General features: G+C 74.1%; 12 protein-coding genes, 2 rRNA genes and 1 pseudogene. 12 read left to right on the plus strand and 3 right to left on the minus strand.

The genetic code is table 11. The annotated features are described in order from the left end of the window. Positions 1-105: ribosomal RNA gene (locus MHW47_RS22565) — 23S ribosomal RNA — on the plus strand; the annotation flags it as partial. Between the two features lie 135 nt (positions 106-240). Beyond that, positions 241-357, plus strand: a 5S ribosomal RNA gene (gene rrf, locus MHW47_RS22570). 29 nt (positions 358-386) lie between these two features. Here rrf and MHW47_RS36145 read toward each other — a convergent pair. Then, on the minus strand, positions 387-1835 hold the full coding sequence (locus tag MHW47_RS36145) for a hypothetical protein (RefSeq protein ID WP_374230131.1): 1449 nt from the start codon (positions 1833-1835) through the stop codon (positions 387-389). On the opposite strand from MHW47_RS36145, the gene MHW47_RS22580 reads away from it, so the two are divergent. After that, on the plus strand, positions 1806-2633 hold the full coding sequence (locus MHW47_RS22580) for a tetratricopeptide repeat protein (protein ID WP_239225623.1): 828 nt from the start codon (positions 1806-1808) through the stop codon (positions 2631-2633). The genes MHW47_RS36145 and MHW47_RS22580 overlap by 30 nt on opposite strands. Before the next feature lie 66 nt (positions 2634-2699). Here the strand turns inward: MHW47_RS22580 and MHW47_RS22585 are convergent, their stop codons facing one another. Continuing rightward, positions 2700-3980 carry a DUF1015 family protein gene (locus MHW47_RS22585; RefSeq protein ID WP_239225614.1) on the minus strand — a complete coding sequence of 427 codons (1281 nt, stop codon included), beginning with the start codon at positions 3978-3980 and terminating at the stop codon, positions 2700-2702. A gap of 71 nt (positions 3981-4051) precedes the next feature. Here MHW47_RS22585 and MHW47_RS22590 point away from each other — a divergent pair, with 71 nt between their 5' ends. The 4 genes from MHW47_RS22590 to MHW47_RS22605 all read left to right on the plus strand — a co-directional run bounded on the left by MHW47_RS22590 (position 4052) and on the right by MHW47_RS22605 (position 8168). Then, complete coding sequence (locus tag MHW47_RS22590) at positions 4052-5080, plus strand: HAD-IIA family hydrolase (protein WP_239225615.1); 1029 nt, start codon at positions 4052-4054, stop codon at positions 5078-5080. Positions 5081-5137: 57 nt separating this feature from the next. Further along, on the plus strand, positions 5138-6202 hold the full coding sequence (locus tag MHW47_RS22595; protein WP_239225616.1) for an iron ABC transporter permease: 1065 nt from the start codon (positions 5138-5140) through the stop codon (positions 6200-6202). After that, a complete protein-coding gene (locus MHW47_RS22600; RefSeq protein WP_239225617.1) occupies positions 6199-7272 on the plus strand; it encodes an iron chelate uptake ABC transporter family permease subunit in 1074 nt (357 codons plus the stop codon). Before MHW47_RS22595 ends, MHW47_RS22600 begins: the two co-directional genes overlap by 4 nt. Positions 7273-7340: 68 nt before the next feature. Next, the gene (locus tag MHW47_RS22605; protein ID WP_239225618.1) at positions 7341-8168 is read left to right on the plus strand and encodes an ABC transporter ATP-binding protein; all 828 of its coding nucleotides are present in this window, start codon (positions 7341-7343) and stop codon (positions 8166-8168) included. A gap of 12 nt (positions 8169-8180) precedes the next feature. On the opposite strand, the gene MHW47_RS22610 is transcribed toward MHW47_RS22605, so the two are convergent. Beyond that, the gene (locus MHW47_RS22610; protein WP_239225619.1) at positions 8181-8528 is read right to left on the minus strand and encodes an SCP2 sterol-binding domain-containing protein; all 348 of its coding nucleotides are present in this window, start codon (positions 8526-8528) and stop codon (positions 8181-8183) included. A 42-nt stretch (positions 8529-8570) separates the two neighbouring features. On the opposite strand from MHW47_RS22610, the gene MHW47_RS22615 reads away from it, so the two are divergent. From MHW47_RS22615 to MHW47_RS22635, 5 genes and pseudogenes are all read left to right on the plus strand, one after another. Further along, positions 8571-8852: a hypothetical protein gene (locus MHW47_RS22615; protein ID WP_374230130.1), complete on the plus strand. Its 282-nt coding sequence runs from the start codon at positions 8571-8573 to the stop codon at positions 8850-8852. A gap of 7 nt (positions 8853-8859) precedes the next feature. Further along, positions 8860-9675, plus strand: a complete 816-nt coding sequence (locus MHW47_RS22620; protein WP_239225620.1) for a TlyA family RNA methyltransferase — start codon at positions 8860-8862, stop codon at positions 9673-9675. Then, positions 9672-10577, plus strand: coding sequence for an NAD kinase (locus MHW47_RS22625; protein ID WP_239225621.1), 906 nt, complete (start codon positions 9672-9674; stop codon positions 10575-10577). Before MHW47_RS22620 ends, MHW47_RS22625 begins: the two co-directional genes overlap by 4 nt. A 76-nt stretch (positions 10578-10653) precedes the next feature. Beyond that, positions 10654-12399 (plus strand): DNA repair protein RecN, encoded by a 1746-nt coding sequence (gene recN, locus MHW47_RS22630; RefSeq protein WP_239225622.1) that lies wholly within the window; start codon positions 10654-10656, stop codon positions 12397-12399. Between the two features lie 327 nt (positions 12400-12726). Continuing rightward, positions 12727-12894: pseudogene (locus tag MHW47_RS22635) on the plus strand (glycosyltransferase family 1 protein); the annotation flags it as partial.

Consider the following 12894-nt stretch of genomic DNA (forward strand, 5'->3'; position numbering starts at 1 on the left):
TTGATTGGTTAAGGCTCCCAGTAGACGACTGGGTTGATAGGCCAGATGTGGAAGCCCGGTAACGGGTGGAGCTGACTGGTACTAATAGGCCGAGGGCTTGTCCTCAGTTGCTCGCGTCCACTGTGTTGTTCCCAGGCCACGAACAGTCGTGCTGGTTGAACAACGTCACTCATTAATTAAAAAGTGTGCTTGTTCGCTAAGTGCCGATACTCCGCTTCACTGCGGGGTGGCCGATAGTGTTTCGGTGGTCATTGCGTTAGGGAAACGCCCGGTTACATTCCGAACCCGGAAGCTAAGCCTTTCAGCGCCGATGGTACTGCAGGGGGGACCCTGTGGGAGAGTAGGACGCCGCCGAACAATTTTTGAAGGACCCTTGGTCCCAGCGTTCAGCGCTGGGACCAAGGGTCCTTTTGTTTTGCCCGAAGCGCGTCGGGTGACCGGCTGCGCGAGAATGTCTGTAGTACCCGATGACAGGAGCCACACCCATGTCCACCAACTCTCCCGACGATCGTTCGGAGCGCGAGCCGCGTCGCCGGGACGGCGGTGACCGGGGCGGCTTCGGCGGCGGCCGCGACGACCGTTCGCGCGCTCCGCGCCGGGACAACGACCGCGGTGGATACCGCCGCGACGACAGTCGGCCGGCGGGGGGCGGCTTCCGCCGCGGCGACCGGGACCGCGAGCGGGGCCCGCGTCGGGACGACAACCGGGGTGGTTCCTACGGAGGTGGCGGCTTCCGCCGTGACGACCGTGGGGGCAGCTCCGGCGGTGGGTTCCGTCGTGATGACCGGGGTGGCGGCTACGACAACCGTGGTGGTGGCTTCCGTCGCGACGACCGTGCTCCGCGCCGTGACGACGACCGGGGCGGCCGACCCGGGGGCTTCGAGCGCCGCGATGACCGGCGTGACGACCGCCGCGATGACAGGCCGCGCGGTCCGCGCCGGGACGATGACAACCGTGGTGGTGGGTTCCGTCGCGACGACCGCCCCTCCGGTGGCGGCTTCCGCCGTGACGACCGTGGCGGCAGCTCCGGCGGCGGCTTCCGCCGCGATGACCGGGGTGGCAATTCCGGCGGCGGTGGGTTCCGTCGTGATGACCGGGGTGGCGGCTACGACAACCGTGGTGGCGGGTTCCGCCGCGACGACCGCGCTCCCCGTCGCGACGACGACCGGGGCGGCCGGCCCGGCGGCTTCGAGCGCCGCGATGACCGGCCCCGTGGTCCGCGCCGGGACGATGACAACCGTGGTGGTGGCTTCCGTCGCGACGACCGCCCCTCCGGCGGCTTCCGCCGCGACGACCGTGGCGGCAACTCCGGCGGCGGGTTCCGCCGCGACGACCGTGCTCCCCGTCGTGACGACGACCGGGGCGGGCGTCCCGGCGGCTTCGAGCGCCGTGACGACCGGCGCGACGACAACCGTGGTGGCTCGTACGGTGGCGGCTTCCGTCGCGACGACCGCGACCGTGGTCCGCGCCGTGACGACGACCGGGGCGGGCGTCCCGGGGGCTTCGAGCGCCGCGACGACCGGCGTGACGACCGCCGTGACGACCGGCCCCGTGGTCCGCGCCGGGATGACGACAACCGTGGCGGTGGCTTCCGTCGCGACGACCGCCCCTCCGGCGGCTTCCGCCGTGACGACCGCGACCGGGACCGTGACCGCGGCCCCCGCCGGGACGACAACCGGGGCGGCGGCTACCGCGGCCAGCGGGACGACCGCGACCGCGGCGGGTACCGGGGCCGGGACGACCGGGGTGGCCGGCCGGGCGGCTACGAGCGCCGCGACGACCGCGACCGCGAGCCCATCAAGCGGCTGCCCATCCCCGACGACGTCACCGGCCACGAGATCGACCAGGACGTCCGGCAGGAGCTGCAGAGCCTGCCGAAGACGCTGGCCGAGGACGTGGCGCGCAACCTCGTCATGGTGGCCCGGCTCATCGACGAGGAGCCCGAGGAAGCGTACGGGTACTCGCGCGTGGCCCTGCGGCTCGCCTCGCGTGTCGCCGCCGTCCGCGAGGCCGCCGGCTTCGCCGCGTACGCGACCCAGCGGTACGCCGAGGCGCTGGCCGAGTTCCGGGCGTCCCGGCGGATGACCGGCTCCGTGGAGCTGTGGCCGGTCATGGCGGACTGCGAGCGCGGCCTGGGCCGGCCCGAGAAGGCCCTGGCGATGGCCGGTGAGCCCGAGGTGCAGAAGCTCGACAAGGCCGGACAGGTCGAGATGCGTCTCGTGGCCGCCGGCGCCCGCCGCGACATGGGGCAGCTCGACGCCGCCATCGTGACGCTGCAGAGCCCCGAACTGGCCTCCAGCGCCGTGCACGCCTGGACCCCGCGCCTGCGGTACGCCTACGCCGACGCGCTGCTCGAAGCGGGCCGCGAGGACGAGGCCCGCGAGTGGTTCGGCAAGGCGCTGGAGTCCGACAAGGACGGCTCCACCGACGCCTCGGACCGCCTCGCCGAGCTGGACGGCGTCGAGTTCGTCGACGCCCTGGACGAGGACGGCGACGAGCACGACGAGGACGCCGACCGCGAGCCCGCCGAGGACGCCGACCGCGAGCCCGCCGCCGACCGCGCGCAGGAGGACGACGCCGACCGCGACACCGTCGCGCCCGCCGCCGACGAGGACGGCCAGGCCAAGGCGTAACGCACGAGAAGAGGGCGGCACCCATGACGGGTGCCGCCCTCTTCTGCGTTCCGGGGCCGGCGGCTCTCAGCCGAGGTTCAGGCTGCGCAGCACCAGACCCGTGGCCGGCTTCGGGCCGAAGGACGTCGACTTGCGGGGCATCGTGACCCCCTGCCGGGCCAGGTCCCGGACCAGCTCCTCGCGCACCGGATGCATCAGCACCGCCGTGGAACCCCGCCGCTCGGCCTGCTCCACGGCCGCCGCCGTGTCATGGATGTACGCGATGTGCGCCGGGTCGTCCGGGATGCGCCACACCCGGTCGAGCAGCGCCGCGTGCAGCACCGTCGCGTCCAGGGTCCGCCACGCCTCCGGCCGGTCCGCCGGGACCGCGTCGGCGAGCAGCGCCGGGTCGGGCCGGTCGACCAGATGGAAACCGCCGTCGCCCGCCAGGAGATAGGCGTTGCCCCCGCCGGCCGCCTCCGCCAGCGCCTCCAGCGCGCGGGGAAGCGGCCCCGGCACCTCACGGACCCGGAACAGGCCGGACAGCGCGGCCACCGCGTCGGCGACCGGCAGCCCGTGCAGCAGCCGGTGGATGGCACGCACCCGGAGCGGGTAGCGGGCCGTGTCGACCAGCAGGACCAGGCCGTAGTCCCACGGACCGGGGTCCGTGTGCTCCCGCTGGAGCCGGAGGTAAGTGGCCCAGCGGTGGTGGCCGTCCGCGATCAGCGCCTGATGCCGCATCAGGTCCGCCTGGATCTCCGCACGTTCACCGGGATCGGTGACCGCCCACAGCCGGTGGCGGAAGCCGTCCTCGGTCGTCGTCGCGAGCAGCGGCGGACGCTCCACGGTCCGCTCGACGACGGCGGTCGCGCCCGTGGCGGCGTCCCCGTCGCCCCGGTACGTCAGCAGCAGCGGCTCCAGATGGGCGGCCGTGGCACGCATCAGATCGGCCCGGTCCTCGACGACATGGGCCATGACGTCCTCGTGCGGGAGGACGACGCCCGCGTCCGGACCGGAGAGCGCGAGAGCGCCCACGACGCCCCGCTGCAGGATGCCGTCGCCGCGCTGCTCGTACACGTACAGGGAAGGCTCCGCGTCCGGCGCGAGCACGCCCTCGGCGAGCCAGCCGTCCAGGGTCGCGGCGGCCCGGGCGTTGCGGGCGGCGACCGTGTCGGCCTGCGGCAGGATCAGCCGGACGATGTTGTACGGGTCCGCCGACTCCAGGTGCAGCAGCCCGTCCGGGCGGACGACGACGTCGTACGGGGGAGAGGTCACCGCGGCGAGGCTGCCGACCCGCTCGGGGACGTACCGCAGCCCGCGGAACGGAATCAGACGCAGTCCCCGGTCCGTGGTGCCTCGTGTATTCATCCACGCATCGTATGTGGGGTACGGGGATGCGCGATGATCGGGGGAGAAGCAGCCGATGAGGAGCGCGGAACATGAGCGGGACGAGCAGGACCAGGCCGAGCGGCAGCGGCACGCCGCTGAACGAGGCGTACGACACGGCGCTGCTCGACCTCGACGGCGTCGTGTACGCGGGCGGAGCGGCGATCGACCACGCCGTGGCCGCGCTCGGCACCGCGCGGGACGGCGGGATGCACCTGGCGTACGTCACCAACAACGCGCTGCGCACCCCGGCCGCGGTGGCCCGGCACCTGACCGAACTGGGCGTCCCGGCCGAACCCGGCGACGTCATCACCTCGGCGCAGGCCGTGGCCCGGCTCGTCGCCGACCAACTCCCCGCCGGGGCGCGGGTTCTCGTCGTCGGCGGCGAGGGGCTGCACGTCGCGCTGCGCGAACGCGGCCTCACCCCCGTCGAGTCGGCGGACGACGACCCGGTCGCCGTGGTGCAGGGGTACGGCGGGCCGGAACTGGCATGGGGCCGGTTCGCGGAGGCCTCGTACGCGATCAACCGCGGGCTGCCGTGGTTCGCGTCCAACACCGACCGGACGATTCCGAGCGCCCGCGGAATCGCGCCGGGCAACGGGGCGGCCGTCGAGGTCGTCCGGATCGCGACCGGCGCCGAACCGCAGGTCGCCGGGAAGCCGCTGCCGCCGATGCACCGCGAGACCGTGCTGCGCACCGGGGCCGAACGGCCGCTGGTGGTCGGCGACCGGCTCGACACGGACATCGAGGGCGCGTTCAACGGCGGGGTCGACTCGCTGCTGGTGCTGACCGGCGTGACGGACGCCGCCCAGCTGGTGACCGCCGTGCCCGAGCACCGGCCCACGTACATCGACGCGGACCTGCGCGGGCTGCTCACCGGGCAGCCCGAGGTGACCGCCGACGGCGAGGGCTTCGGCTGCGGCGGCTGGACGGCCCGCGCGGCCGGCGGGCGGCTGGTGCTGGAGGGCGGCGGGGACGCGCTCGACGGGCTGCGGGCCCTGTGCGCGGCGGCCTGGACGCACGCCGGAGACGGGGCCTGCGGCCTCGACGCGGCGAAGGCCGTGGCCCGGCTGGGGCTGTAGGGCCCGGCGGACGGAGGGCGGGCCGGAGGAGGAAGTTGGGTAGGCTAACCTAACCTCGTGTTGGTTGAAAGCCCCCCGGATTCTCGTTCCGGCCCGATAGCCGCGCCGGAAACGGCCGCCGCTCCCCGCAGGCGTCACGCGGCGAGAGCGGCGGGGCTCCTGGTGGCCGTCGCCGTTCTCGTGCTCGTCTGCCTCGCGTCCATCGCGGTCGGCGCCAAGGCGATGCCCCTCTCCGACGTGTGGCACGGCCTGTTCCACTACGCGGGGAGCGGCGACGACGTCCTCATCCGCGACGTGCGCGTCCCCCGCACCGTGCTCGGCCTCCTCGTCGGCGCCGCGCTCGGCCTGGCCGGGGCGGTGATGCAGGCGCTGACCCGCAACCCGCTCGCCGAGCCGGGCATCCTCGGCGTCAACGCCGGCGCCTCGGCCGCCGTCGTCTCCGCCATCAGCTTCTTCGGCGTCACCTCGCTGACCGGCTACGTGTGGTTCGCCTTCGCGGGCGCCGCGATCGTGTCGGTGGCCGTGTACTTCCTCGGCGGCAGCCGCGCCGCCACCCCGGTGCGGCTCGCGCTCGCCGGGACGGCCGTCACGGCCGCGCTCTACGGCTACGTCAACGCCGTACAGCTGCTCGACTCCGCTGCGCTGGACCGGCTGCGGTTCTGGACGGTCGGCTCGCTGGCCTCCGCGAACACCGCGACGGTCGGCAAGGTGTGGCCGTTCATCGCGCTGGGCGTCCTGCTCACCGCGTTGATCGCGCGCCCGCTGAACGCCCTGGAGATGGGCGACGACACGGCCAGGGCGCTCGGCGCCCACCTCACCCGGACCCGCGTCCTCGCGATGCTCGCCGTCACCCTGCTGTGCGGGGCCGCGACCGCCGCGTGCGGGCCGATCGTCTTCATCGGGCTGATGATCCCGCACCTGGTACGCACCCTCACCGGCCCCGACCTGCGCTGGATCCTGCCGTACGCGGCCGTCCTCTCGCCGGTCCTGCTGCTCGGCGCGGACGTGGTCGGCCGGGTCGTCGCCCGGCCGTCCGAACTCCAGGTCGGCATCGTCACCGCGCTGATCGGCGGGCCCGTCTTCATCCACCTCGTACGACGCAAGAGGATGTCCCAGCTGTGAGCGCCACGACCACGAAGGAGACGGCCCGTGCCGTCCGGCCGGCGCGGGCCGTTCGGACGCCCGGCGGGTACTCGTTCCGGACGCACCCGCGGGCGGCCGTGGTGGTGCTGGTGCTGGCCGCCCTCGCGGCGGGCGCCGCGGTCGTCCTCATCGGCAGCGGCGACTTCTCGATGACGCCCGGCGAGGTCGTGACCACCCTCTTCGGCCACGGCACGTTCCAGCAGGAGTTCATCGTCACCGAACTCAGGCTGCCCCGCGTGCTCGTCGGCCTGCTGGTCGGCGCCGCGCTCGGGGCCGGCGGCGCCGTGTTCCAGACCATCTCCCGCAACCCGCTCGGCAGCCCCGACGTGCTCGGCTTCGGCCAGGGCGCCACCGTCGGCGCGCTCACCGTCATCGTCCTCTTCCACGGCGGCGCGGCGGCCGTCGCGGGCGGCGCGGTCGTCGGCGGCCTGGTCACCGGGCTCGCGGTCTACCTGCTGGCCTGGAAGCGCGGGGTGCACGGTTTCCGGCTCGTCCTGGTCGGCATCGGCGCGGCGGCCATGCTGACCGCCGTCACCCAGTACCTGATCACCAAGGCGAACCTGGTCGACGCCACCCGGGCCGTCGTCTGGATGACCGGCTCGCTCGACGGCCGGGACTGGGCGCAGGTCTGGCCGCTGCTGGCCGTCTGCGCCGTGCTGCTGCCGCTGGTGTACGGGCACGGCCCGGCCCTGCGCGTCATGGAGATGGGCGACGACGCCGCCTGCGCCCTCGGGGTGCGCGTCGAACGCGTACGGCTGCTGCTCATGGGCTCCGCCGTGCTGCTCGTCGCCGTCGCCACGGCCGCCGCCGGACCGATCGCCTTCGTCTCGCTCAGCGCCCCCCAGCTGGCGCGCCGGCTCACCCGCTCCACCGGCCCCAACCTGGTGGCCGCCACCGTGATGGGCGCCGCGCTGCTGCTCGTCGCCGACTGGATCGCGCTCGACGCCTTCGGCGACCGGCAACTGCCCGTCGGCGTCGTCACCGGCGTCCTGGGCGGCTGCTACCTGGTGTGGCTGCTGGTCACCGAACGCAAGGCGGGACGCATATGAGCCCCCGCCCCGCCGACCTCCTCCACCCCGCCGACCCCCTCCGTCCGTCCCACCCCCGGAGTACGACCATGCAGCGCCTCACCGCGGACTCGGTGACCATCGGCTACGACCAGCGGGTCATCGCGGAGAACCTGTCGGTCGAGATCCCGGACCACTCGTTCACCGTGATCGTCGGCCCCAACGCCTGCGGCAAGTCCACGCTGCTGCGGGCCCTGTCCCGGATGCTGAAGCCGAGCGCCGGCCGGGTGCTGCTGGACGGGCAGTCCATCCACGGGCTGCCCGCGAAGAAGGTCGCCAGGACGCTGGGCCTGCTGCCGCAGTCCTCCATCGCGCCCGACGGCATCACCGTCGCCGACCTGGTGGCGCGCGGCCGCTACCCGCACCAGGGGCTGCTGCGCCAGTGGTCGCCCGAGGACGAACGCGCCGTCCAGGAGTCGATGGCCTCCACCGGGGTCGGCGAGCTGGCCGATCGCTATGTCGACGAACTGTCCGGCGGCCAGCGCCAGCGGGTCTGGATCGCCATGGCCCTCGCCCAGGAGACGCCCCTGCTGCTCCTGGACGAGCCGACGACGTACCTCGACATCCAGCACCAGATCGACGTGCTCGACCTGTGCGCGGAGCTGCACGAGACGCGCGGCCGGACGCTGGTGGCCGTCCTGCACGACCTGAACCACGCCGCCCGCTACGCCACCCACCTCATCGCGATGCGCGGCGGCGAGATCGTCGCCGAGGGCCCGCCCGGCGAGATCGTGACCGCGGAGCTGGTGGAGCGGGTGTTCGGGCTGCGCTGCCAGGTGATCCCCGACCCCGAGACGGGGACGCCGCTGGTCGTACCGGCGGCTCGCAAGAGCGGGGCGCGCCCCGAGAAGGCGTCCGCGGGGGCCGCGCGGCCCTGAGCCGGTCCGGGGTCAGAGCAGCGACTTGAGCTTCAGCAGGTCCCGGAAGCCCGCCTCCAGACGCACCCGGCCCGAGGCCCAGGCCCGGGCGAAGTCCAGCTCGCCGTCCACCATCGCGACGAGATCGTCACCGGTCATCGCCAGGCGGATCTCGGCCTTCTCGCGGGGCGGCCCCTCCAGGGTGTCCAGGACCCGGATGCGGCCGCCGGACAGGCGGCCGGTGAACGTGATGTCCAGGTCCCTGATGTGGCAGCTCAGCGAGCGGTCCAGGCCGGCGGCGCGGCGCACGTCGCCGTCCGCCCCCGCGAGGTTGTCGGAAAGTCTGTCGAGTGCGCTGCGGCACTCAGCCATGGTCGCCATCGTGCTCGACCGTACCCCAGCCTCACGCGGTAGCGTTTCCGCATGAGCGACCCGATGCCCGAGACCCCGACGGACACCCCGCCGGAGCCGGCCGCGCCCGCGGAGCCCGCGCCCCTCGGCGTCGTACGCACGCCCACCGGCAACGCCGGGGTGGATGCCCTGCTGGAGCGCCTGGCCGACGCCGACCACCTCGCGGCGGACGGGCACACCGAGGTGTACGAGGATGTACACCGGGGTCTGCGCGAGGCGCTGGACGCGCTGGACGCCGGACCCGCCCCCGCACCGGGCCCCGCAGGGGTGCCCCCGTACGACCACAGGAGCTGAACCGAACGTGGCAGGAGTCGCCCGTCGCCGTCTCGACGCCGAGCTGGTACGCCGCAAGCTCGCCCGCTCGCGCGAGCACGCGAGCCAGCTGATCGCGGCGGGCCGGGTGACCGTCGGCGGCAACACCGCGACCAAACCGGCCACCCAGGTCGAGACAAGTGCCGCCGTCGTCGTCACCAAGGACGACAGCGACCCCGAGTACGTCTCGCGCGGCGGCCACAAACTGGCGGGCGCCCTCGCCGCCTTCGTGCCCCAGGGGCTCCGCGTCGAGGGCCGGCGCGCCCTGGACGCCGGGGCGTCGACCGGCGGGTTCACCGACGTCCTGCTGCGCGCCGGGGCGGCGCGGGTCGTGGCCGTCGACGTCGGCTACGGACAGCTCGCCTGGTCGCTCCAGTCCGACGAACGCGTCGTGGTCAAGGACCGCACGAATGTGCGTGAAATGACGCTGGAGGCGATCGACGGCGAACCGGTGGACCTGGTGGTGGGCGATCTGTCTTTCATCCCGCTCGGACTCGTCCTGCCGGCCCTTGTCCGCTGCGCCGCCCCCGACGCCGATCTCGTCCTCATGGTCAAGCCGCAGTTCGAGGTGGGCAAGGAACGCCTCGGCAGCGGCGGTGTGGTGCGCAGCCCCGAACTGCGCGCCGAGGCGGTACGCGAAGTGGCCCGCCGGGCCCGGGCGCTGGGACTGGGGGTCCTGGGTGTGACGGCCAGCCCGCTGCCGGGGCCCTCGGGGAACGTCGAGTACTTTCTGTGGCTGCGGGCCGGGGCACCTGAACTCGATCCCGCGGATGTCGACCGTGCAGTGGCGGAGGGGCCTCGTTGACGACGAATGCGGCACGTACAGTCTTCCTGTTGGCGCACACCGGCCGGCCGGCCGCGATCCGCAGCGCCGAACTCGTCGTCCAGGGGCTGCTCCGCAGCGGCCTGGGCGTCCGGGTCCTGGCCACCGAGGCGGCGGACCTGCCGCTGCCGCCGTCCGTCGAGACCGTCACCGACGCCACGCCCGAGGTGCTCAACGGCTGCGAACTCCTGATCGTCCTCGGCGGTGACGGCACCCTGCTGCGCGGCGCCGAACTGTCCCGCGCCTCCGGGGTGCCGATGCTCGGCGTCAACCTCGGCCGCGTCGGCTTCCTCGCCGAGGCCGAGCGCGACGACCTCGACAAGGTCGTCGACCGGGTCGTCACCCGCGCCTACACGGTCGAGGAACGCATGACCATCGACGTGCTGGTGCACAGCAACGGCGACGTCGTGCACACCGACTGGGCGCTCAACGAGGCGGCCGTGCAGAAGGTGTCGCCCGAGCGGATGCTGGAGGTCGTCCTGGAGATCGACGGCCGTCCGGTGACCGGGTTCGGCTGCGACGGCATCGTCTGCGCCACGCCCACCGGCTCGACCGCGTACGCCTTCTCGGCCGGCGGGCCCGTCGTCTGGCCGGAGGTCGAGGCGCTGCTGATGGTCCCCATCAGCGCCCACGCCCTGTTCGCCAAGCCGCTCGTCACCTCGCCGTCCTCGGTGCTCGCCGTCGAGGTCCAGCCGCACACCCCGCACGGGGTGCTGTGGTGCGACGGCCGCCGCACCGTCGAGCTGCCGCCCGGCGCGCGCGTCGAGGTGCGGCGCGGCGCCGTCCCCGTACGGCTGGCCCGGCTGCACCAGGCGTCGTTCACGGACCGGCTGGTGGCCAAGTTCGCGCTGCCCGTCTCGGGCTGGCGGGGCGCCCCCCACTGAGCGCCGGACGGGCCGCGGATTCCGGGCGGCCCGGCCGTGGCCCGTGTGCACGCGGGCGGGGAAACCTCGTATGGTCATGTCCGTGTTGGAGGAGATGCGGATACGGTCGCTCGGGGTCATCGACGACGCGGTGGTGGAGCTGTCACCCGGTTTCACCGCGGTGACGGGCGAGACCGGCGCCGGTAAGACCATGGTCGTCACCAGCCTGGGGCTGCTGCTCGGCGGGCGCGCCGACCCCGCCCTCGTGCGGATCGGCGCCAAGGCCGCGGTCGTCGAGGGCCGGATCACGGTGGCCGCGGGCGACGCGGTGGCCGCGCGGGCCGAGGAGGCCGGGGCCGAGATCGAGGACGGCGCGCTGCTCATCAGCCGCACCGTCTCCGCCGAGGGGCGCTCCAGAGCGCACCTGGGCGGCAGATCCGTGCCGGTGGGCGTGCTGTCCGAGCTGGCCGACGAACTCGTCGCCGTGCACGGCCAGACCGACCAGCAGGGCCTCCTGAAGCCGGCCCGGCAGCGGCAGGCCCTCGACCGGTACGCCGGCGACGGCGTCGCCGTGCCGCTGGAGAAGTACGCGGCGGCCTACAAGCGGCTGCGCGAGGTCGCGGCGGAGCTGGACGAGCTGACGACGCGTGCCCGCGAGCGCGCCCAGGAGGCCGACCTGCTGCGCTTCGGTCTCGACGAGATCGCCGCCGTCGAACCGCTGCCCGGCGAGGACGCCGACCTGGCCGCCGAGGCCCAGCGCCTCGGCCACGCCGACGCGCTCGCCTCCGCCGCCGCCCTCGCGCACACCGCGCTGGCCGGCAACCCGGAGGACCCGGAGGCCCTGGACGCCACGACCGTGGTGGCCGCGGCCCGCCAGGCCCTCGACGGGGTGCGCGCGCACGACCCGGCGCTCGCCTCGCTCGCGGACCGGGTCGGCGAGATCTCCATCCTGCTCGCCGACGTGTCGGGCGAACTGTCCGGTTACGCGGACCAGCTGGACGCCGATCCGCTGCGGCTCGCCGCGGTCGAGGAGCGGCGCGCCGCGCTGACCGGCCTCACCCGCAAGTACGGGGAGGACATCGCCGCCGTGCTCGCCTGGGCGCAGGAGGGAGCGGCCCGGCTCACCGAGCTGGAGGGCGACGACGACCGGATCGGCGAGCTGACCGCGGAACGGGACGTGCTGCGTGCCGAACTCTCCGTTCTCGGCCAGGCACTGACCGACGCCCGGACGGCCGCCGCCGCGTCGTTCGCCGAGGCGGTGACCGCGGAACTGGCCTCGCTGGCGATGCCGCACGCCCGGGTGTCCTTCGACATCCGGCAGACCGAGGCGGCGGACGAGGCGTCCGGCATCGAGATCGGCGGCCGTGCCGTGGCCTACGGTCCGACCGGCGCCGACGAGGTCGAACTGCTGCTGGCCCCGCACCCGGGCGCCCAGCCCCGGCCGATCGCCAAGGGCGCCTCGGGCGGTGAACTGTCGCGCGTGATGCTCGCGGTCGAGGTGGTCTTCGCCGGGTCCGACCCCGTGCCCACCTACCTCTTCGACGAGGTGGACGCGGGCGTCGGCGGGAAGGCGGCCGTGGAGGTCGGGCGGCGGCTCGCCAAGCTCGCCAGGTCGGCCCAGGTCGTCGTCGTCACGCACCTGCCGCAGGTGGCCGCGTTCGCCGACCGGCAGCTGCTGGTCGAGAAGACCGTGGACGGCTCCGTCACCAGCAGCGGGGTCACCGTCCTGGAGGGCGAGGACCGGGTGCGGGAACTCTCCCGGATGCTCGCCGGACAGGAGGACTCGGAGACGGCCCGCGCCCACGCCGAGGAACTCCTCGCGACGGCCCGCGCCGACCTCTAGGGCGTGTTGTGAAAGTCCCGCGGGCCGGACGGCGTCCGGCCCGCCCTCCGGGCGGACGGCGCTACTTTCACAACACGCCCTAGCCGCCCGCCCGGCCGGTACCGCACCGCGCGGTCCCGGCCGCAGCGGCGGCCCGGGGGTGGTGCGGGGGCGCCTTACGGCGGCGCGGGGGCGCACGCCCTTTCACCCGTGCGAGTGGTGTGCGGTGCCCGGTTTGTCGCGATCGGTGCGGGAGGAACGGTTCCGCCGCACCGGAACGCGCGTACGGGCTGGCATTCTTGGGCCTGTTCGTATCCCCGACTCGGGAGCCCCTGGGAGCCAATCGACGTGTCACAGCTGCGCACGGTGCAGGTACTCGGCGGCGGCAGCGCCGGCAGCAGCGCGCACGCCGGTTCGCTGGCCGCCGGTCTCGTCGCCCGCGGGGTGCGGGTCACGGTCTGCGCGCCGGCCGCGCTCGACCGCACCCACGACTTCTCCGGCACGGGCGCCGACTTC

The sequence above is a fragment of the Streptomyces sp. OfavH-34-F genome (genome assembly GCF_022347745.1).
Lineage (GTDB): Bacteria > Actinomycetota > Actinomycetes > Streptomycetales > Streptomycetaceae > Streptomyces.

Bases quoted from the DNA above. Each gene is read 5' to 3' on its own strand.
- MHW47_RS22585 (WP_239225614.1), bottom strand. From the start codon at position 3,980: ATGAATACACGAGGCACCACGGACCGGGGACTGCGTCTGATTCCGTTC.
- MHW47_RS22590 (WP_239225615.1), top strand. From the start codon at position 4,052: ATGAGCGGGACGAGCAGGACCAGGCCGAGCGGCAGCGGCACGCCGCTG.
- MHW47_RS22605 (WP_239225618.1), top strand. From the start codon at position 7,341: ATGCAGCGCCTCACCGCGGACTCGGTGACCATCGGCTACGACCAGCGG.
- MHW47_RS22610 (WP_239225619.1), bottom strand. From the start codon at position 8,528: ATGGCGACCATGGCTGAGTGCCGCAGCGCACTCGACAGACTTTCCGAC.
- MHW47_RS22615 (WP_374230130.1), top strand. From the start codon at position 8,571: ATGAGCGACCCGATGCCCGAGACCCCGACGGACACCCCGCCGGAGCCG.
- recN (WP_239225622.1), top strand. From the start codon at position 10,654: ATGTCCGTGTTGGAGGAGATGCGGATACGGTCGCTCGGGGTCATCGAC.